The following is a 19,379-nucleotide window of genomic DNA, read 5'->3' as shown; positions in this document are numbered from 1 at the left end:
ATGTGCTGGTCAGTACGCTCGTACTGTTAAATCGGCGCACTCAGAGCGCGAACAGGCAGGCGACCGCTTTGACCTCGTCACCGACCACATATGTGAGCGTTGTAACACTGCGGTCACACAGCTCGGGACCGAATTTTTCGGTCGAACCGGCCGGGTACTCGTGCGTGATGATCTCCAACCGGTCCCCGAGTGCCACCGCGGCGTCGTGCTCGATGGTCACGCGCAGTGGCGCCTCGAGCAGCTCGGGACGGTAGGTCTGGAGGTAGTCCTCGACCACCGACCAGTAGACGGAGTTGTTCATGTGGTCGAACAGGTCGATGTCGGTGACCCGGACCGGGAAGTCGACGATCCGGAGCGCGTCGTCGCGAGCGCCGGCCTTGAGGTAGCCCTTCCAGCGCAGCCGGTCCGTGGTCGCGGTCCGCTTCAGACCGGCGAGGAAGTCGTCCGAGATGCGGGCCGGGCCCTGCGTCTCGAGGTTCATATTGATCCAGAACGCCTCGGACTCGATCAGTCCGCCCTTGCGGCCGTCGATGCGCACCCGCATCTCGCACCACCGGTTCGACGTGCCCGAACACCAGCGCCGCAGCCGCAGGATGTCGCCGCGCTCGAACGGACGGATCAGGTCCACCATGGTGCGCCGGACGACCCAGGCCGGGTGGACGTCTTCGTAGCCCATCTGGCGCAGCTGATCCTGGCCGACGTCCTGGATGTGCCGGCAGGCACCGTCGAACCGCAGCCGGCCGTCGCGATCGACGTCGGCCATCCGCAGCGGCCAGCTGGTGTCGAAGACGTCGGGATGCCCCTCCGGGACCGGCGCGAGGGTCTTGGCCAGGCCGGTTGCCGGTGCGGCAGTGGTCTTTTCGACGACCTTTTCGATGGTCTCCGCGGTGCTCATGGCGCCCCCTTCCCAGCGGGCCAACGCGGCTGGATCGCCCAACTCACCCGCGGGCCCGATCCTGCCACAGCCCATTTTTGCCAATTATGCGAAGACGGTATTCACATGATTGCTAGCCTGGTTTCATGGCGAAGACTTTCGTTGGCTCCCGGGTGCGTCAGCTCCGGGGCGAACGCGGCTTCAGCCAGGCCGCGCTGGCGCAGATGCTCGACATCTCCCCCAGTTATCTCAACCAGATCGAGCACGACGTCCGGCCGCTGAGCGTCGCCGTGCTGCTGCGCATCACCGAGGTGTTCGGGGTCGACGCCACGTTCTTCGCCTCCCAGGACGACACCCGACTGGTCGCCGAGTTGCGCGAAGCACTGATGGATCGCGACCTGGGTGTCGACGTCGACATCCCGGAGATCGCCGACCTGGTGAGCACGCATCCCACGATGGCCCGCGCGATGGTCGACCTGCACCGCCGCTACCGGTTGTCCACGGCTCAGTTGGCCGCCGCCACCGAGGACCGGTTCTCCGACGGCAGTGGCAGCGGGGCCATCACCATGCCGCACGAAGAGGTGCGCGACTACTTCTATACGCGCCAGAACTACCTCCACGAACTCGACACCGCGGCAGAGGAATTCATCCTGCGCATGCACATGCGCCGATCCGAGCTGTCCCGCGAGCTCGCCGAGCGGCTGAGCCGCGTGCATCACGTGCGCATCGTGCAGCGGCTCGAACTCGGCGACAACGTGCTGCACCGGTACGACCCCGAAACCCGGACGCTGGAGATCGGCGGCCACCTGTCGTCGGGACAGTACGTGTTCAAACTGGCCGCCGAGCTGGCCTACCTGGAATTCGGCGACCTACTGGAAAGCCTGGTGGCCGAAGGCAATTTCACCAGCGACGAGTCGGTGAAACTGGCGCGGATGGGGCTGGCCAACTACTTCGCCGCGGCCGCGGTGCTGCCCTATGGCCAGTTCCATGCTGTCGCCGAGGAATTCCGCTACGACGTCGAGCGGCTGTCGGCGTATCACTCGGTGAGTTACGAGACCATCGCGCACCGGCTGTCGACGCTGCAGCGGCCGTCGATGCGCGGCGTGCCGCTGTCGTTCGTCCGCGTCGACCGTGCCGGAAACATGTCGAAACGCCAGTCCGCCACCGGTTTTCACTTCTCGTCGTCGGGCGGCACCTGTCCCCTGTGGAACGTCTACGAGACGTTCGCGAACCCCGGCAAAATGCTGGTGCAGATCGCCCAGATGCCCGACGGCCGCAACTACATGTGGGTGGCGCGCACCGTGGAACGACGCGCCGCGCGGTATGGCCAGCCGGGTAAGACGTTCGCCATCGGGCTGGGTTGCGAACTGCGCCATGCCAATCGGCTGGTCTACTCCGAGGGGCTGGACCTGTCCGGCGGCGCCGCGACGCCCATCGGCTCCGGCTGCCGGGTATGCGAGCGCGACAACTGTCCGCAGCGGGCTTTCCCCGCATTGGGGCGCGAACTGGACCTCGACGAACACCGCAGCACCGTGACGCCGTACGTGGTGAAGCGGGCGAACTAAGACCCCGGTTGATCCTGCGCCGAGGGCGTAAAAGGTCGAGTGGCGTCGTGCGTAGACGCAGGGTCAACGAAGCCCGTCGACACCGCCTCGACGCGCGCGAAGAACGTGCCGTAGAAGCCGTAGACCAGCGTCGCAAGCGCCCCAATGATGAGCAGCCCGAACATGATCGGATACTGCGCCATCCACCCGGACAGGTAGCGAACGCACAGCATCAAACCGACGATGAGGGCCACGCCACCGGCAATCAGCCGCAGCCTCGCATGGGGCGCCGGCCGAACCGGTTCCCGCAGAGCCGATTCCACCGTCAGGCACAACGCCGCACCGACGACGAGGTCGACGCCGTAGTGGAAGCCGAAGCCCAACGTCGCGGCCAAAGTGCCCACGAGCCAACAAGTGCCACCGACGCGCAACCACCGCGGGCCGGACCGCGAATGGATGAACACGGCCAGTGCCCACGCCGTGTGCAGCGACGGCATGCAGTTGCGCGGGGTCGACGTGTCGAACGCGATGGGCACCGCCGTCCCGTCGACGGGTGGCAGCAGGGCCGGCCAGAAGTCTCCGACCTGGAATCCGCCACCGGCCGAGCCGAAGGCGTAGGTCGGCCCCACCAACGGGAACATCAGGTAGATCAGCGGGCCGACCAGGCCCAGCACCAGGAAGGTGCGCACGACGAAGTGCCGCGGCCACCGTCCACCCGTGGTCACGTTGCGCAGCTGATAGATGGCCACCACGGTCGCGGCAGCGGAAAGTTCGAGATAGACCCAGTGCAGTACGAAGTAGAGCACCGAGTGGTGCTGGACCAACTGGCCCATCACCCATGACGGCTGCCCGAGGGCGACGTCCGCACGCACCGCGAACTCGTCGAGAACGGTGGGACGGGTCAGAGACGTGATCGTCAGCCAGGCGTCTCCGGCCTTGGTGGCGAGCACGAGCAACAGACCGGTGGCGACGCCCTTCAGCGCGGTGTCGCGCTGCGGGCCCGTCCACCGCGTCAGCGCGAACACGCCGAGGCCGGTGAGCACGACCAGCGCGCCGCTACCCATCGCCGCCGGAAGACCGACGTACTCCCGGCCGACGACAAAGACCACATCGAGCCCCAGTGCGGCGCCCGCGATCGGCAAACGGTACTCGCGTGGCACCGCGACCAGCGCCACCACCAACGCCGCCCAGGGCACCGTGAACCCCGCCGGAGTTCCGACGTAATCGCTGATCAGGCGCTCGAGCGGGCCCCGGAATCCGCACAGCATGGCCGTAACCTGCAGCGCGCACATGAACGTCGCGACCAGCGCAATGCCGATCGCGACGTTCGTCCGGGGTGGTACACCCTCGTTAAGAAAGGGTGAATGCTCAGTGAACACGCATAGACGATAGGCCGTCGGCCGCCGCTACCAGCAATTTGCGACCAATTTGCGACTCAGCGAAACGTCAGTGCGCCCGCTGTACCCGGTAGATGACGTAGGCCAGGTCTTTGCGCTGATCATCGATCGCACGCTGGCGCGCTCGATGTTGGTCCTCGCCTTCGGCGCGTTGCACCACCAAGGGCGCCGCCCGCAACAAGACTCCGCGCACCCGGACCATCTGGGCCACCACAGAATCCGGCTGGCAGTACTTCGTGGTCTTCACATAGCTCTCCCCGAGCACGACCCCCTGGTAACCAGTGACCACCTCGCCCTCGATCCGTACCGGCGGTGTGGTTTCGAGCTGTGCTTCCTTCGCCTTGTCAGCGCAGACCTCGGGCACGAACGGCTGTGCGCTGCAACGCTTGACCCAGTCGTTCACCGCCGTGATGCCGTCGAACCCGTCGCGCTCCCGGAAGACTGCGGCGACTCCTAGCGCGTCGACCAATGGATCGGCACCCTGTCGGGGCGACGACAGCGGGTCGGCGGAGCAGTCCGCAGGCACGTCGCCCCGCGGGGGCGCTGACAACTGCACCACTCGGCTGCCGCTCTTGACCGGTGGCGTCATGACCAGTGCCGACAGCTGCGCCGCGGGCCGCGACGCGATGCTGGACGTCTGGACTGTGTCAGGGGCTTGCTCGGCAGCACGCTGGACGAAGCCGTCGACCAATTGGGCTACGTCGTGGACCGTCACTCCCAGAGGACCCCGGGAAATGAACCTCACCCGCAGCACGACTCCGTCTCGGGTCACGACGACAGTTCGGCCGTCCGGGCCGTCGTTGGATGGCCTCCAATACTTGTCACCCGTGGTCTGGGTGGTGTCGAATTGGATTGCATCGGTGGGCATTCCGGGGATATTGCGGAATGTCTGGACAGCCCAGGTGCCGTAGAAGTCGCGGTAGGTCGCGCAGCGGGTCCCCCAGTTCGCCATCTCGTCGACGACGTTCTCACCGGGGCGGGTTCGCCACAGGTCAACGTGGATCAAGCGGCCGTCGCGATCAAGCCTGTCCCCGTAGCGCGCGGTGAGTTGCGGCCCGTCTGGGTCACCCGGTTCTGGATACAGCGAGCACTCGACTCGCCGCTGTGCGGAAAATTCGTCATTGCGTGGCACCTCGTAGCCGACCTCGACCATTCCCGGCACGTCGGCCAACGTCGGCAAGTACCGCAGCAACGGATGGTCAGCGGCCCGCGATATCGCCACATCGGTAACCCGGTCACTACAACTGACCACCATCAACGCAACCGTGAAAATCACGGCCCCCACCCGTTTCCACCCCATGGCTCGACCCTACGACCGCCCCGCCTGTGCCAGACTCGGGAATTGTGAACAGCATCGAGCCGGCCCGCATCGAACCCGGCGGATTCCGTGAACTGGGCCCGCTCAACTGGGTTATCGCCAAGATCGGCGCCAAGACCATCCGGGCCCCGAGGTTCGCGCTCTTCAACGTCCTCGGCCAGCATCACCTGCTGTTCCTGACGTTCCTCCCCTACTCCGGCATGCTGCTGGGCCGCAGCAAGCTGGGGCTCAGGGACGCCGAGCTGGTGATCCTGCGCGTCGCTCATCTGCGCGGCAGCGAGTACGAGCTGCAGCAGCACCGTCGCCTCGCCCGCAGCCGCGGCGTCGACGCCGAGACGCAGGCCCGCATTTTCGAGGGGCCGGACGCCGAGGGCCTCACCGACCGGCAGCGTGTCCTGATCACCGCGACGGACGAGTTCGTCATCACCCGGTCGGTGTCCGACCAGACGTGGAAGTCGCTGGCGGCGTACCTCGATCGCAAGCAGCTCATCGACTTCTGCCTGCTGGCAGCGCAATACGACGGGCTGGCGGCGACCATCGCCACCCTGCGCGTGCCGCTGGACTTCCCGGACTAGCGCGCTACAGGTAGGTGACCCCGAGTACCGCCAGCGTCATCAACACCGGCGCGACGGGCAGGCACCAGAGGAACGCGGACTTCGCAAAAGCCTTGCGCTCCTGAAACTTTCGAGCGAAAAACACGGCGACGCCGGCCACCACGAAGACCACGGCGGACATCACCAGCACCCAGAAGCTGATGCTGGTGGTGTCCATCGCAAGCGAGATCGCCAGCAGCCACACCATGTGGCCGACGACCAAACCGCCTATCGCGGCAACGACATTCGCGCGCAAAACCGACTCAGAAGTTGATCATGTGGCCGGTCAGGCCGTGGAAGCATTCCTGCAGCGCCTCCGACAGCGTCGGGTGGGTGTGCACGTTGCGGGCCAGCTCGTTGGCGGTGAGGTCCCACTTCTGGGCCAGGGTCAGCTCGGGCAGCAGCTCGGAGACGTCCGGACCGATGAGGTGACCACCGAGCAGCTCGAGGTGCTTCTTGTCGGCGATCAGCTTTACGAAGCCCGTCGGGTCGGCCAAGCCGTGCGCCTTGCCGTTGGCGGTGAACGGGAACTTGGCGACGACGACGTCGTAGCCTTCGGCCTTGGCCTGCTCCTCGGTGAGCCCGAAGCTGGCGACCTGCGGCTGGCAGAACGTGGCGCGCGGCATCATCCGGTAGTCGCCGAGCGTCAGGGTCTCGGCACCGGCGATGGTCTCGGCGGCGACGACGCCCTGCGCCTCGGCGACGTGCGCGAGCTGCAGCTTGGCGGTGACGTCACCGATGGCGTAGATGTGCGGCACGTTGGTGCGCATGTTGTCGTCGATCGCGATGGCCCCGCGCTCGGTGAGCGCGACACCGGCGGTCTCCAGGCCGTAGCCGTCGACGTTGGGCCCGAAACCGATGGCCTGCAACACCTTGTCGGCCTTGAGCTCTTGCGTGGCGCCGTCCTTGCTGACCACGACGGTCACCTCGGAGCCGCCGTCGGTGATCGACTCCACCTTGGTGCCGGTGAGGATCTTGACGCCCAGTTTCTTGTACTGCTTCTCGATCTCCTTGGAGACCTCGGCGTCCTCGTTGGGCAGCGCGCGCGGCAGGAACTCGACGATGGTGACGTCGACGCCGTAGTTCTTCAGCACGTACGCGAATTCCATGCCGATGGCGCCCGCGCCGGCGATGATGATCGAGCCCGGCAGGTCCCGCGTCATGATCTGGGTCTCGTAGGTGACGACGTTCTCGCTCAGCGAGGTGCCGGGCACCAGCCGCACCGACGAACCGGTGGCGATGATCGCGTTGTCGAAGGTGACGTCCTCGGTTCCGCCGGCGTTGAGCGCGACGCGCATCGAGTTGGGGCCGGTGAAGGTGCCGTAGCCGTCCAGCTCGGTGATCTTGTTCTTCTTCATCAGGAAGTGCACGCCCGCGACGCGGCCCTCGGCGACCTTGCGGCTGCGGTCGAACGCCGCGCCGAAGTCGAAGCTGGCCTCGCCACTGATGCCGAAGGTCTTGGCTTCCTTGTTGAAGATGTGGGCCAGCTCCGCGTTGCGCAGCAGGGCCTTGGATGGGATGCATCCCACGTTGAGACAGACGCCGCCCCAGTACTTCGGTTCGACGATGGCGGTGGTCAGCCCCAGCTGGGCTGCGCGAATTGCGGCGACATATCCGCCGGGACCGGCTCCGAGAACGACGACGTCATAGTGAGTCACATGCACACCTTATAGGCGCGGCGACGTCGAGAGTCGGGAGACCGATTCAACTGCGGGAAACCGGGTATTCGGCGGGGACCTTCGCCAGAAAGGGTCGCCGCCCCATGTCCAATTCGCTGATGCCGCACTTCGATGATGTGCAGGCACACTACGACCTGTCCGACGAGTTCTTCCGGCTGTTCCTCGATCCGACGCAGACCTACAGCTGCGCCTACTTCGTGCGCGACGACATGACGCTGCAGGAAGCCCAGCTGGCGAAGATCGACCTGGCGCTGAGCAAGCTCGGACTGCTGCCGGGCATGAAGTTGCTGGACATCGGCTGCGGATGGGGCTCGACGATGCTGCGCGCCGTCGAACGGTACGACGTCGATGTGGTCGGCCTGACACTGTCGAGGAACCAGGCGGCCCATGTCCAGCGCACCTTCGACCGGATGAACACCCCACGCAGCCGCGAGGTCCGGCTGCAGGGCTGGGAACAGTTCGACGAACCCGTCGACCGGATCGTGTCGATCGGCGCCTTCGAGCATTTCGGACCCGACCGCTATCCGGAGTTCTTCCGGCGGACGTATGCGGCCATGCCACCCGACGGCGTGATGCTGCTGCACACCATCTGCGGTTTCGACTTCCGGGACGCCAAGGAACTCGGCATCCCACTGACCTTCGAATTCGCCCGCTTCATCAAGTTCCTGCTGACGGACATCTTCCCGGGCGGCCGGCTGCCGATCATCTCCGTGGTGGAGGAGCTCGCGACCGCGGCCGGATACACCGTCACCCGGAAGCACTCGCTGCAGCCGCACTACGCCACGACCCTCGACATCTGGGCGCAGAACTTGGCGGCGCATCGGGACGAGGCCATCAGAATCCAGTCCCGGGAGATCTACGACCGCTATCAGAGGTACCTGACCGGTTGTGCGGAGCTGTTTCGCAACAAGCAGGCCGACGTCGTCCAGTTCACCTTGCAGAAGTAGGTCACGATGAACGAAACCACGCCCTCCGCAACGCAATTGCAGCCGCACTTCGACGACATCCAGGCGCACTACGACATCTCCGACGACTTCTTCGGCCTGTTCCAGGACCCCAGCCGCACCTACAGCTGCGCGTATTTCGAGCCGCCGGGTCTGAGCCTCGAAGACGCGCAGATGGCGAAGATCGATCTGAATCTCGGCAAGCTCGACCTGCAACCGGGCATGACGCTGCTGGACATCGGCTGCGGCTGGGGCGCGACCGTGCGCCGCGCCGTCGAGAAGTACGACGTCAACGTCATCGGCCTGACGTTGTCCAAGAATCAGTTCGCGTACACCAAGCGCCTGCTCGACGGCATCGACTCGACGCGTACCCGGGAGCTGCAACTGCACGGCTGGGAGCAGTTCCACCGCCCGGTGGACCGGATCGTGTCCATCGAGGCCTTCGAGCACTTCGGGTTCGACCGCTACGACGACTTCTTCAAGAACTGCTTCGACATCCTGCCCTCAGGCGGCCGGATGGTGATCCAGAGCAGCACCGGATACCACCCCTACGATCTGAATCGCCGGGGCAAGGCGCTGACGTTCGAAACCGCGCGCTTCATCAAATTCATGGTCACCGAGATCTTTCCGGGTGGACGGATCCCGACCGCCGACATGATGGTCGAGCACGGCAGGAAAGCCGGATTCGAGGTGACCGAATGCCTGTCGCTGCGCCCGCATTACATCCAGACGCTCGGCATCTGGGCCGACACGTTGCAGGCGCACCGCGAGCAGGCCCTGGCCATCACCTCAGAGGAGGTGTACCAGCGCTACATGCGATACCTGCGCGGTTGCCTGCACTACTTCAGCGACGAGATGCTCGACGTCAATCTGGTGACCTACGTCAAACCCTGACGCGCAGCGGGCACCGGGCACGCCTCCTCGGCGTGCTCGACGATCAACGTCCCGTCCCGTACCGGCCGGACGCCCTGCGCGAACTGTGCGCCGGTGACGGGCGGTTGCGCATTGAGCTCGGTGTTCTCCGCGTCGGTGAACACCCGGCCGCGCGACAGGAAGCGCTTGCCTTCGGGCGCCTCCAGGCTGAACCCGCTGCCCCGGCCCGCGACCACATCGATGATGAGCTGGGTGTGCTGCCAGGCCTCGAACTGCGGCCCGGAGATCCACACCGGGACGCCGTCGGGGCCGACGTCGAGCACCGCCAGCAGCACGTCCCGGTCCCCGACGATGAAGTCGCCGTCGGGGTAACACATCGGCGACGAGCCGTCGCAGCATCCGCCCGACTGGTGAAACATCAAGGGGCCGTGCTGGTTCTGCAGCTTGCGCAGCAGTTCGGCGGCTTCGGCGGTGATCAGTGCCCGAGATGGCATACGGCCACCCTACGCCGGGGAGTAAAAATGACCAGGTGAGTTCTGAATCCGTCGCCCCGGAAGATCCCGTCGCTCCGCTCGCCCCAGGAGAAGATCCCTACCTCTGGCTCGAGGACGTCACCGGTGACGACGCCCTCGCCTGGGTGCGCGCGCACAACGAGCCGACGATCGCCGAATTCGGCGGCGAGCGCTTCGAGCAGATGCGCGCCGACGCCCTCGATGTGATGGACACCGACGCCCGCATCCCGTACGTCCGCCGGCGCGGCGAGTTCCTCTACAACTACTGGCGCGACGCGGAGAACCCGCGCGGGCTGTGGCGGCGCACCACGCTGGACAGCTACCGCACCGACGCCCCCGAGTGGGACGTGCTGATCGACCTGGACAAGCTCGCGGCCGACGAGGACGAGAACTGGGTCTGGGCCGGCGCCGACGTCATCGAGCCGGGCCTGAACCTCGCGCTGATCGCGTTGTCGCGTGGCGGGGCCGACGCCACCGTCGTGCGCGAGTTCGACATGGAGACAAGGCAGTTCGTCGAGGACGGGTTCAACCTGCCGGAAGCCAAGTCCAGCGTCTCCTGGGAGACCCCCGACACGGTGTTGGTGGGCACCGATTTCGGGCCGGGCGCCATGACCGAGTCGGGGTACCCCCGCATCGTCAAGCGGTGGCACCGCGGGCAGCCGGTGTCGGAGGCCGTGACGATCTTCGAGGGCGCGGCGTCCGATGTCAGCGTCGGCGCCGGCTACGACAGCACACCGGGTTTCGAGCGGTTGCTGGTGTCGCAGTCCACCGACTTCTTCAACCGCGAACGCTACGAGGTCCGCGGCGACGAGTTGGTCCGCATCGACGTCCCCACCGACGCCGCGATCTCCATTCACCGCGAATGGCTCCTGATCCGGCCGCGCGCCGAATGGACCGTCGGCGAGACGACGTACGCGGCGGGAACGCTATTGGCCACGCGCTACGACGACTACCTCGCCGGAAACCGGGATCTGAGCGTGGTTTTCGAGCCCGACGACCACAGCAGCATGCAGAACTTCGCGTGGACCCGCGACCGGCTGCTGCTGCAGACGCTGGTGGACGTCATCGGCCACATCGAGCTCGTCACCCCCGGCACGTGGGAGCGCGAGGACATCCCCGGCGTGCCGAAGCACGCCACCACGGTCATCGTCGACGTCGACGAGTACGGCGACGAAATCTTCCTGGACTCAAGCGGATTCGACAGCCCGTCGCGTCTGCTCTGGGGTCACGCCGGTGGTGAGGTCACCGAGATCAAGCGCGCACCGGGATTCTTCGACGCCTCCGAGGTCGAGGTGTCGCAGCATTTCGCGACATCCGCCGACGGTACGCGCATCCCGTATTTCGTTGTGGGACAACGCGGTGTGACCGAGCCGCGCAAGACGCTGCTGAGCGGGTACGGCGGCTTCGAGTCGTCGCTGCTGCCCGGCTACGCCGGGGTGCTCGGCCGGTTGTGGCTGACCAAGGGCGGCACCTACGTCGAGGCCAACGTCCGCGGCGGCGGCGAGTACGGGCCGCGCTGGCACACCCAGGCCATGCGCGAGGGCCGTCACCTCGTCTATGAGGACTTCGCCGCCGTCGCAGCCGATCTGGTGCGCCGCGGCATCACCACCGTCGAACAACTCGCCGCCGAGGGCGGCAGCAACGGCGGTCTGCTCATGGGCGTCATGCTCACGCGGTATCCGGAGTTGTTCGGCGCGTTGGTGTGCAGCGTGCCGTTGCTCGACATGAAGCGGTATCACCTGCTGCTCGCCGGCGCGTCGTGGGTGGCCGAGTACGGCGACCCCGACAACCCCGATGACTGGGAGTTCATCTCGAAGTACTCGCCGTACCAGAACATCTCGGCCGACCGGAAGTACCCGGCGCTGCTGATGACCACGTCGACGCGCGACGACCGGGTACACCCCGGCCATGCGCGGAAGATGACGGCGGCCCTCGAAGCCGTCGGCCACCGCGTCCACTACTACGAGAACATCGAGGGCGGACACGGCGGGGCCGCGGACAATTCGCAGGCCGCGTTCAAGGCCGCGCTGGTCTACTCGTTCCTGGAGCGCACCGTCGGCTCGTGATTTGTGCACGATTTTCCGCGCCGGCCGCGGATTTTCGTGCACAAATCCCGGTCAGGAGGCGGCCGGAGCGGCCACCGGCCTGGGCTTGCGGACCACCCGTCGACCCAGGTTGCCCAGCAGCGTGAAGAGCACGCCCAGCACCACGAGTCCGCCGCCGATAGCGAGCGTGATGTTGAGCCACTGGTGGGCGTTGGCGATCGCCGTGTCGACCATGACGTCGGCCACCTGGCGGACGTTGCCGGTGGTGCGGTTCAGCCCGTCGTTGATGTAGCGCCGACCCGCCTCGATGCCGGCCCAGCCGGCGGCGCCGACGATCATGGTCGAGATACCGAGGGCGGCAACGGTTTTCCCGCGGGACCGGGTCACCGCCAGAGTGAGCAGGGCGAACACGCCCGTCAGTACGCAGATGCCGATGCGCGCCCACGGTCCCCACGTCGTCGCCGCGCGGAACTGGCCGGGCCGCAACGACTGGGCCGAGTCGGTGATCGGTACTTCGATCTTCGACGGGACACGGATGCCGAACGCCGACAGCGTCGCCTTGAACGATCGGTCCGACAACATCGGCGACAGGTCGATGGTCCAGCGGCCAGATGAGTCCGAGTGGGCCATGGTGTCGGTGAACAGCCAATCGTGCGCGTAGCCGTTCGCGGCGCCGAACTGCCCCGGGAACGCCGAGCTGGACGTGTAGATACCGGCGGCACTCGACACGGTGCTGGTACTCAGGTCGTAGCCCGCGCTGGTGGCCAGCCGGTTGACCTGGATGCCCAGCTCGCTGGCCGTGGCCTTCTGCAGCTCATGGTTCTTGGCTGCCGTGGTGGCCAGCGCGACGTAGCCGCCCCGGTCGACAAGTGTGTGCTGCGCCCAGCAGACCGGCACAGCCACCGCCACAGCGACGGTGGTGACCAGCCACAACAGCAGTGTCGCGACGAATCGCAAGCGCCCTCCTACGTTGGTGGGCGCTGCTCAGTCGGACAGCGCCCGTCCCACGATCAGCGGATCGGCGTGTCCGACCACCTCATGGTCCTTGTTGTCGTAATCGAACTTACCGAGAACATGCCGCATGGCGTTGATCCGGGCGCGCTTCTTGTCGTTGCTCTTCACCACGGTCCACGGCGCAACCTCGGTGTCCGTCCACGCGAACATCTCTTCCTTAGCCGCGGTGTAGGCATCCCACTTGTCCAGCGAGGCCAGATCCGTCGGCGAGAGTTTCCACTGCCGCACCGGGTCGACCTGACGGATCGTGAAGCGGGTGCGCTGCTCGGCCTGCGTCACCGAGAACCACAGCTTGGTGAGGCTGATGCCGTCGTTGGCCAGCATCTGTTCGAAAAGCGGTGCCTGACGGACGAATTCGGCGTGCTGCTTGGGCGTACAGTAGCCCATCACGCGCTCGACGCCGGCCCGGTTGTACCAGGAGCGGTCGAACAGCACGATCTCGCCGGCGGCCGGCAGGTGCGTGACGTACCGCTGGAAGTACCACTGGGTGCGTTCCCGCTCGGTCGGCTTCTCCAGCGCGACGACGCGGGCCCCGCGCGGGTTGAGGTGCTCCATGAACCGCTTGATGGTGCCGCCCTTACCGGCGGCGTCACGGCCCTCGAAGACGATGACGTGCCGCAGCCCGTTGGTCTGGCTCCACTTCTGCAGCTTCAGCAGCTCGATCTGCAGCAGACGCTTCTGCTCTTCGTACTCGTCACGCTTCATGCGCTCGTCGTACGGGTACCCCTCGCGCCAGGTGTCGACGACTTCCCCGCTGGGCAGCAGCACCAGTTCGGGGTCGTCGTCGTCATCATCGCGGACGGTGTAGGTCTCAGCAGCAGAAGCGTCGAGGGTCACCGGCCGAAACTAGCTGGCAGGCCGAACCTGCCGGTGACGCCTTGGTGAACAACTGGTGGTGCTACTTGGCGGTGCGCTTGGGCCGGATCAACGACACCTTGGTGAGGACGTTGTTCATGCGGGCCAGGGCCTTCATCGAGTTGTGGTAGTAGTTGCCGCCCGTGCCCTTGCTCGTGCGCGGCTCGACGACCGTCTCCTGGCGGCAGAACTTGCGGATGCCGTCGGCGCCGCCGAACCGCGCGCCGATGCCCGACGTCTTCCAGCCGCCCATCGGCGCGGTGGTGCACATCAGGTTGGCCAGCACGTCGTTGATGTTCACCGCGCCGCAGTCGAGCTGCAGAGCCACATCCTTGGCCCGCTGCACGTCGCCCGAGAACACGGTCGCGCTCAGGCCATAGGGGCTGTCGTTGGCCAGACGGACCGCCTCGCCGACGGTCGCGACCTTCATGATCGGGAGGGTCGGGCCGAACGTCTCCTCCGTCATGCACGCCATCGAGTGGTCGACGTCGACCAGCACCGTCGGCGGGTAGAAGCTGCCCGGGCCGTCGGGGCGCTTGCCGCCGGTCAGCGCGCGGGCGCCGGCCGCCACGGCCTCGTTGACGTGCCGCTCGGTGATGTCCACCTGACTGGCGTCGATCTGCGCGCCGAGGTGGTAGCCCTCACCGGCGCCCACCTTGAGGTTCTGCACCGCCTTGACGACGGCTTCGACGAACGCGTCGTAGGCCGGTTCCAGCACGTAGACACGCTCGACGGACACACACGTCTGCCCCGCGTTGAACATCGCGCCCCAGACCGCGGCGTTGGCGGCCAGCTCCACGTCGGCATCCTCGAGGACGATCATCGGGTCCTTGCCGCCGAGTTCGAGACTGACCGGGGTGAGGCGGCGCGCCGCGCGCTCCATGACCTTGCTGCCCGTGGCCGTCGAGCCGGTGAACTGGATGAAGTCGGAGTTGTCGATGACGGCCTCGGACACCTCGCGGGCGCCCTGCGCCAGGGCCAGCACCTCGGGGGCGCCGGAGTCGGTCCAGCCGCGCAGCAGCAGCTCGGCGGTCAGCGGGGTCCGCTCGGACGGCTTGAGCAGGACCGCACAACCGGCCGCGAGTGCCCCGATGGCGTCCATCAACGCGTTGGCCACCGGGTAGTTCCAGGGCGCGATGATGCCGACGACCGCACGCGGGCGGTAGTGCACGGTGATCTTCTTGACCGACAGCATGGGCAAGGGCGCGGGGCGGGTGTCGGGCGCCAGCGCCTTCTCCATGGTCTTCACCACGTACGAGATGATCAGGATCGCCAGCGGGATCTCGGCCTTGGCGTCGACCATCGACTTGCCGGTCTCGCGGATCAGCAGGGCCTCGACCTCGTCGCGGTGGTCGTTCAACCACACCGCGAAACGAGCCAGCACCTTCGCCCGGCCCTGCGGCCCGCGGGCTTCCCATTCGCGCTGCGCGGCGCGCAGGCCGGCGGCGATGCGAGGGACGTCGGCCGGGTCCGTCCAGCTCACGGTTCCTGCGATGGCACCTGTGGCGGGGTCGTAAATGGTGCCGGAGCCGGGCGAACGGACGTCAGACGTAGCGGTCATACCGCCATCGTAACGACCGGGTGTGACGCGGGTCGCACCCGGCTTGACGCGTGTCAAAACTGAGGCGTACCGCGCCTGGCGCTAGAGGATGACGCCAGGGCTTTCCGCCGGGCCGTCGGTGACCAATCGGGTCGCCAGGCAGACCAGACTGGACCCGAACAGCAAGGCACCGACGGTGTCCGTGAAGTAGTGGTACGTGAAGGCCTGCCCGAGCATGCCCAACGGAACGAAGACGCCGGCCAGCACGCGTGACCACAGCACCGCCCCGGCTGCCACGACGATCACGCCCAGCACCGTCACCGCCAGCACGGTGTGCCCACTCGGATACGCCAGCGCCCCGCCCTTGTGACGGCCGAACAGCTCTTTCAGTCCGCGCTCGATGAACACCGCCAGCTGGGGCGTCAACGCGATGACCGCCGCGAGGCGCCAGCGCTTGTGCCACAACGCGATTCCCACCGCGATCACCAGCATCACCATGAGCACGCGTGGATCGGTGAAGAAAAGCAGCCAACCCGAGTACGGCTGACCGGCCCGGCCCGCGCGCTGGAAAACGTCGTCGACCGGCGTCGAGGTCTTACCGACAACCCACCCCAGCAGGGCCATCATCACCAGTCCGACCGGCGGCCACCAGCGGACGAACTTCTCAGCCGTCATCTGTGCGCGGCGATGCCCCGCACGTACGCGGCCTGCCCGAGGTGCTGCGCGCAGTCGTCGACGATGCTGACGAGTCGCACGCTCGCGGTGACCGGCGGATTCCAGCGTCGGTCGACGATCCGCTCGAGTTCCTCGGGCGTCACGGTCGCGACGTACTCGAGCGTGACCTTGTGCACGGCGCGGTAGTAGCCGACCAGAAGCTCGACCGGCGGCCGCACCTTGCCGACGTCCTCGGCGGTGTGGCCGTACCCGATGTCGTAGCCGGGCGCGTCGCTCTTCGGCAGGTCGAGCGCGAACCGCTGCTCCCAGCCTTCACTGGTCCAGACCTGCTCGATGCCCGCGACATCGCACAGTTGCATGTCCTGACACCGCGCGCTGTGCCACAGCAGCCACGCGATGCTGTTGGCCTCCGGCGTCGGCCGCCAGAGCGACACCTCTTCGGTCAGGCCGTCGGTGACCTCGTCGACGTGCTCGATGAGCCGAGTGAACGAGTCGCGCAACAGTTCCCGCGCCGCAGCGGTGTCAGACATGTCGCCGACGCTACCGGAGCTCACCGCTACCCGGCCGCGCCATGGAAGACCGCCTCGACGTTGTTGCCGTCGGGGTCGCGGACGAAGGCTCCGAAGTAGCCGGGGTGGTATTCGGGCCACAGCCGGGGCGCGTGCAGGGACTCGGCACCGACCTTTACCGCGGCGTCGTGGAACGCGGTGACCGCATCGGTGTCCGCGGCCTGGAATGCGAAGTGCACCTCGCGGTTCGGGCCCGAGGCCTCGCCAGCGCTGGCATCGGCGATCCAGAAGTCCGGCTTGCCGTCGCGGCCGTAACCGATGGCGATGCCGAAATCCAGCTGCCGGCTGAACCCGAGGACACCGAGAACGGTGTCGTAGAACTGCTGGGACTTGGCCCAGTCACTGCAGTTGATACCGAAGTGGTCGATCATGCCCCGATCGTGCCACGGGGCACCGACAACATCGGAGCGACGAACCCGGGATGTATCCGCCGCTCCGATAGTTGCTATCCGTCAGTTGTCGGCCAGGGTCCGGTACAGCGTCTTCTTGGCCTCGGCGACCGCGGCGGACAGTGTGGTGACCGCCGTCTTCAGGTCAGCCTTCTGCGCGTCATTGCCGGTGAACTTGATCGTGCGCGCCAGGCCGGCGAGCTCGAACAAATCCTTGCGCAGCTTGATGACATCGCCGAACTTCCCCGCCTGCCCGAGGAACGCCTGCACCGTCTCGCTGTTGACACCGCGCCAGGCGAGCAGCTGCTCACCGAACTCGGTCAGCGTCGCGACGCCGTCCTCGACCGTGGCCACGCCGCGGGCCGCGAGCAGCGAGATGACGAACTCCACCTTGTCGACCGGCGGCGTGAACGCACCGTCGGTGATCTCCGAAACCCGCTGCGAGAGCTGCTCGGCGGTGGCCGGGCCTTCCTGTAGTAGCGCGGCCGCGGCAATCGCGGCACGCTTGAGACGACCCTTGAAGAAGTGGTGCCCGGCAGCCGGACCGAAGCCGCCGCCGAATCCGCCACCGAAGCCCGGGCCGCCGGGACCACCCGCGCCCGGACCGAAGCCCCCGAATCCGGGGCCGAAGCCCCCACCGAAACCGGGGCCGAAACCAGCTGAGAACATCGCAATTCCTTTCGTTGATTCGATGCATCTTGTACCTATCACGATACATCGGTTTTGCAATGCCTAGCCGTTCTAACTTCAACTCAAAGCCAACTCACAGATCTGATGACGGCCTGAGTCGTACGTTGTTCACATGAACGCAGCGGGCGTCGCCTACGACATCGTCATTCGCAACGGACTCATCGCCGACGGGTTGGGCGGCACCCCCTTTCGGGGCGATGTCGCAGTTCAGGACGGTTTCATCGCGGCGGTCGGCACCATCGACGGGAACGGCGCCCGCGAGATCGACGCCACCGGCCTGCTCGTCACCCCGGGCTTCGTGGACCTGCACACCCACTACGACGGACAGGCCATCTGGTCCGACCGAATGACCCCGTCTTCCGCTCACGGCGTAACGACCGCCGTCATGGGCAACTGCGGTGTCGGCTTCGCGCCCTGTCGCCCGGACGACCACGACGTACTCGTCGACGTGATGGCCGGCGTCGAGGACATCCCCGGTGTCGTCATGGTCGACGGACTGCCCTGGACCTGGGAGACCTTCCCCGAATTCCTGGACGCCGTGGCGGCGCGACAACGGGATATCGATGTGGCCGCGTTCCTCCCCCATTCGCCGCTGCGGGTGTACGTCATGGGCCGGCGCGGCGTCGACCGTGAACCGGCCACGCCCGAGGACCTGGCGCTGATGCGCAAGCTCGCGGCCGAAGCCGTGGAGTGCGGCGCGCTGGGCTTCGCGTCGTCGCGGCTGACGCTGCACAAGACCTCTGGCGGGCAGCCCATTCCGAGCCACGACGCCGCACAGGTCGAGATCGAGGCCATCGCCCGCGGCGTCGAGGACGGTGGCGGCGGACTGATCCAGTTCGTGCCCGACCTGCTGGCCGGCGACTACGAGGTCGCGCTGAAGACCGTGTTCGACGTCGCGGCCGACGTCGGCCTGCCCGTCACGTTCACCCTGGCCGTCGGCAATGCCGGACCGGCCACATTCGAGGACGCGTTACGGATGGTCGAGAAGGCCAACAGCGATGGCGGTTCGATCTCGGCGCAGATTTTCCCGCGGCCCATCGGCCTCGTCATCGGCCTGGAGCTGTCCGGCAATCCGTTCGTGCTGTATCCGTCGTACCGCGAGATCGCCGACCTACCGCTGCCCGAGCGCGTCGCCGAGATGCGCAAAACCGAAGTCCGCCAACGCATCCTGAACGACACGGCAGCCGCCGACGGCCACCCACTCATGTTCGCGGTGCAGGCATGGGACTACATGTTCCCCCTCGGCACTCCCCCGAATTACGAACCCGCACCGTCGGATTCGATCGCCGCCCGGGCCGCCGCCCGCGGCATCAGTCCGCTCGAGGAGGCCTACGACCGCGTCCTCGACGACGACGGTCACGCCATGCTGCTGGTCACCCTCGCCAACTTCCGTGACGGTTCCCTCGACACCGTCGCCGAACTGATCCAGCGCGACGACGTCATCCTCGGCCTCGGCGACGGTGGCGCGCACTACGGAATGATCTGCGACGCATCATTTCCCACGTACCTGCTGACGCACTGGGTGCGCGACCGCGCCGCCGGCCGGCTGGACCTGGCGCACGCAGTGAAGGAGCTGACGTCGGTACCGGCGCGCGTTGCCGGCCTGAACGACCGCGGCCGAATCGCGGTGGGCTACAAGGCCGATCTCAACGTGATCGACCAGGACGCGCTGACACTGCACAAGCCGACCATCGAACACGACCTGCCCGCCGGCGGGCGCCGCCTGGACCAGACGGCCGACGGCTACGTCGCGACGATCGTGTCCGGCGAGATCATCGCGGAGAACGGGGTACCCACGGCGGCCCGGCCGGGACGGCTGGTGCGCGGCCGGCAACCCGCACCGGCGTGAGCGGCGCCGACCTATCCTG

Annotated in this window: 19 protein-coding genes; 6 read left to right on the top strand and 13 right to left on the bottom strand. The window is 66.8% G+C overall.

Annotated features, from left to right (window positions below):
• Window positions 1–40 precede the first annotated feature (40 nt).
• Window positions 41–895, bottom strand: a complete 855-nt coding sequence (locus H289_RS0112640) for an acyl-[acyl-carrier-protein] thioesterase (RefSeq protein WP_020101162.1) — start codon at window positions 893–895, stop codon at window positions 41–43.
• 125 nt (window positions 896–1,020) lie between these two features.
• On the opposite strand from H289_RS0112640, the gene ramB reads away from it, so the two are divergent.
• Window positions 1,021–2,439 carry an acetate metabolism transcriptional regulator RamB gene (gene ramB, locus H289_RS0112635; protein ID WP_020101161.1) on the top strand — a complete coding sequence of 473 codons (1,419 nt, stop codon included), beginning with the start codon at window positions 1,021–1,023 and terminating at the stop codon, window positions 2,437–2,439.
• Here ramB and H289_RS0112630 read toward each other — a convergent pair.
• Both H289_RS0112630 and H289_RS0112625 read right to left on the bottom strand, forming a co-directional pair.
• On the bottom strand, window positions 2,436–3,797 hold the full coding sequence (locus tag H289_RS0112630) for a phosphatase PAP2 family protein (protein WP_020101160.1): 1,362 nt from the start codon (window positions 3,795–3,797) through the stop codon (window positions 2,436–2,438). The genes ramB and H289_RS0112630 overlap by 4 nt on opposite strands.
• Window positions 3,798–3,864: 67 nt before the next feature.
• A complete protein-coding gene (locus tag H289_RS0112625; protein ID WP_141772270.1) occupies window positions 3,865–5,091 on the bottom strand; it encodes a hypothetical protein in 1,227 nt (408 codons plus the stop codon).
• 68 nt (window positions 5,092–5,159) lie between these two features.
• Between H289_RS0112625 and H289_RS0112620 the strand changes: the two genes are divergently transcribed.
• Window positions 5,160–5,708 (top strand): carboxymuconolactone decarboxylase family protein, encoded by a 549-nt coding sequence (locus H289_RS0112620; RefSeq protein WP_020101158.1) that lies wholly within the window; start codon window positions 5,160–5,162, stop codon window positions 5,706–5,708.
• Window positions 5,709–5,712: 4 nt separating this feature from the next.
• Here H289_RS0112620 and H289_RS0112615 read toward each other — a convergent pair whose 3' ends face one another.
• Both H289_RS0112615 and lpdA read right to left on the bottom strand, forming a co-directional pair.
• A complete protein-coding gene (locus H289_RS0112615; RefSeq protein WP_029105152.1) occupies window positions 5,713–5,982 on the bottom strand; it encodes a membrane protein in 270 nt (89 codons plus the stop codon).
• Window positions 5,983–5,989: 7 nt separating this feature from the next.
• Window positions 5,990–7,384 carry a dihydrolipoyl dehydrogenase gene (gene lpdA / locus H289_RS0112610; RefSeq protein ID WP_029105151.1) on the bottom strand — a complete coding sequence of 465 codons (1,395 nt, stop codon included), beginning with the start codon at window positions 7,382–7,384 and terminating at the stop codon, window positions 5,990–5,992.
• Between the two features lie 104 nt (window positions 7,385–7,488).
• Here lpdA and H289_RS33410 point away from each other — a divergent pair, with 104 nt between their 5' ends.
• Both H289_RS33410 and H289_RS33405 read left to right on the top strand, forming a co-directional pair.
• On the top strand, window positions 7,489–8,352 hold the full coding sequence (locus H289_RS33410) for a cyclopropane mycolic acid synthase family methyltransferase (protein ID WP_020101155.1): 864 nt from the start codon (window positions 7,489–7,491) through the stop codon (window positions 8,350–8,352).
• 6 nt (window positions 8,353–8,358) lie between these two features.
• Window positions 8,359–9,243, top strand: a complete 885-nt coding sequence (locus H289_RS33405) for a cyclopropane mycolic acid synthase family methyltransferase (protein WP_020101154.1) — start codon at window positions 8,359–8,361, stop codon at window positions 9,241–9,243.
• Here the strand turns inward: H289_RS33405 and H289_RS0112595 are convergent.
• Window positions 9,228–9,716, bottom strand: a complete 489-nt coding sequence (locus H289_RS0112595) for a DUF779 domain-containing protein (protein WP_020101153.1) — start codon at window positions 9,714–9,716, stop codon at window positions 9,228–9,230. The two genes, H289_RS33405 and H289_RS0112595, sit on opposite strands and share 16 nt — an antisense overlap.
• A gap of 35 nt (window positions 9,717–9,751) precedes the next feature.
• Here H289_RS0112595 and H289_RS0112590 point away from each other — a divergent pair, with 35 nt between their 5' ends.
• Window positions 9,752–11,800 (top strand): prolyl oligopeptidase family serine peptidase, encoded by a 2,049-nt coding sequence (locus tag H289_RS0112590; RefSeq protein ID WP_020101152.1) that lies wholly within the window; start codon window positions 9,752–9,754, stop codon window positions 11,798–11,800.
• A gap of 51 nt (window positions 11,801–11,851) precedes the next feature.
• On the opposite strand, the gene H289_RS0112585 is transcribed toward H289_RS0112590, so the two are convergent.
• From H289_RS0112585 to H289_RS30425, 7 genes are all read right to left on the bottom strand, one after another.
• Window positions 11,852–12,736 (bottom strand): hypothetical protein, encoded by an 885-nt coding sequence (locus H289_RS0112585; protein WP_020101151.1) that lies wholly within the window; start codon window positions 12,734–12,736, stop codon window positions 11,852–11,854.
• Between the two features lie 27 nt (window positions 12,737–12,763).
• A complete protein-coding gene (gene ppk2, locus H289_RS0112580) occupies window positions 12,764–13,630 on the bottom strand; it encodes a polyphosphate kinase 2 (RefSeq protein WP_020101150.1) in 867 nt (288 codons plus the stop codon).
• 61 nt (window positions 13,631–13,691) lie between these two features.
• Window positions 13,692–15,209: an aldehyde dehydrogenase family protein gene (locus tag H289_RS0112575; RefSeq protein ID WP_020101149.1), complete on the bottom strand. Its 1,518-nt coding sequence runs from the start codon at window positions 15,207–15,209 to the stop codon at window positions 13,692–13,694.
• 81 nt (window positions 15,210–15,290) lie between these two features.
• Entirely contained in the window at window positions 15,291–15,863 is a 573-nt protein-coding gene (locus tag H289_RS30430; protein ID WP_020101148.1) for a phosphatase PAP2 family protein, read from the bottom strand.
• A complete protein-coding gene (locus H289_RS0112565; protein ID WP_020101147.1) occupies window positions 15,860–16,393 on the bottom strand; it encodes a mycothiol transferase in 534 nt (177 codons plus the stop codon). The genes H289_RS30430 and H289_RS0112565 overlap by 4 nt, the downstream gene beginning before the upstream one ends.
• A 26-nt stretch (window positions 16,394–16,419) precedes the next feature.
• Window positions 16,420–16,803 carry a VOC family protein gene (locus tag H289_RS0112560; RefSeq protein ID WP_020101146.1) on the bottom strand — a complete coding sequence of 128 codons (384 nt, stop codon included), beginning with the start codon at window positions 16,801–16,803 and terminating at the stop codon, window positions 16,420–16,422.
• A gap of 81 nt (window positions 16,804–16,884) precedes the next feature.
• Window positions 16,885–17,490, bottom strand: a complete 606-nt coding sequence (locus H289_RS30425; protein ID WP_020101145.1) for a hypothetical protein — start codon at window positions 17,488–17,490, stop codon at window positions 16,885–16,887.
• Between the two features lie 133 nt (window positions 17,491–17,623).
• Here H289_RS30425 and H289_RS0112550 point away from each other — a divergent pair, with 133 nt between their 5' ends.
• A complete protein-coding gene (locus H289_RS0112550; protein WP_020101144.1) occupies window positions 17,624–19,360 on the top strand; it encodes an N-acyl-D-amino-acid deacylase family protein in 1,737 nt (578 codons plus the stop codon).
• Window positions 19,361–19,379 lie beyond the last annotated feature (19 nt).

Source organism: Mycobacterium sp. 360MFTsu5.1 (assembly GCF_000383495.1).
Taxonomy (GTDB): domain Bacteria; phylum Actinomycetota; class Actinomycetes; order Mycobacteriales; family Mycobacteriaceae; genus Mycobacterium; species Mycobacterium mucogenicum_B.
Note: the sequence above shows the minus strand (reverse complement) of the source record. Positions and strands in the feature narration are given on the sequence as shown.

Coding starts and splice junctions, on each gene's coding strand:
- H289_RS0112640 (WP_020101162.1), bottom strand. CDS start 895: ATGAGCACCGCGGAGACCATCGAAAAGGTCGTCGAAAAGACCACTGCC.
- ramB (WP_020101161.1), top strand. CDS start 1,021: ATGGCGAAGACTTTCGTTGGCTCCCGGGTGCGTCAGCTCCGGGGCGAA.
- H289_RS0112560 (WP_020101146.1), bottom strand. CDS start 16,803: ATGATCGACCACTTCGGTATCAACTGCAGTGACTGGGCCAAGTCCCAG.
- H289_RS0112565 (WP_020101147.1), bottom strand. CDS start 16,393: ATGTCTGACACCGCTGCGGCGCGGGAACTGTTGCGCGACTCGTTCACT.
- H289_RS0112595 (WP_020101153.1), bottom strand. CDS start 9,716: ATGCCATCTCGGGCACTGATCACCGCCGAAGCCGCCGAACTGCTGCGC.
- H289_RS33405 (WP_020101154.1), top strand. CDS start 8,359: ATGAACGAAACCACGCCCTCCGCAACGCAATTGCAGCCGCACTTCGAC.
- H289_RS33410 (WP_020101155.1), top strand. CDS start 7,489: ATGTCCAATTCGCTGATGCCGCACTTCGATGATGTGCAGGCACACTAC.
- H289_RS30425 (WP_020101145.1), bottom strand. CDS start 17,490: ATGTTCTCAGCTGGTTTCGGCCCCGGTTTCGGTGGGGGCTTCGGCCCC.
- H289_RS0112550 (WP_020101144.1), top strand. CDS start 17,624: ATGAACGCAGCGGGCGTCGCCTACGACATCGTCATTCGCAACGGACTC.
- H289_RS30430 (WP_020101148.1), bottom strand. CDS start 15,863: ATGACGGCTGAGAAGTTCGTCCGCTGGTGGCCGCCGGTCGGACTGGTG.
- H289_RS0112575 (WP_020101149.1), bottom strand. CDS start 15,209: ATGACCGCTACGTCTGACGTCCGTTCGCCCGGCTCCGGCACCATTTAC.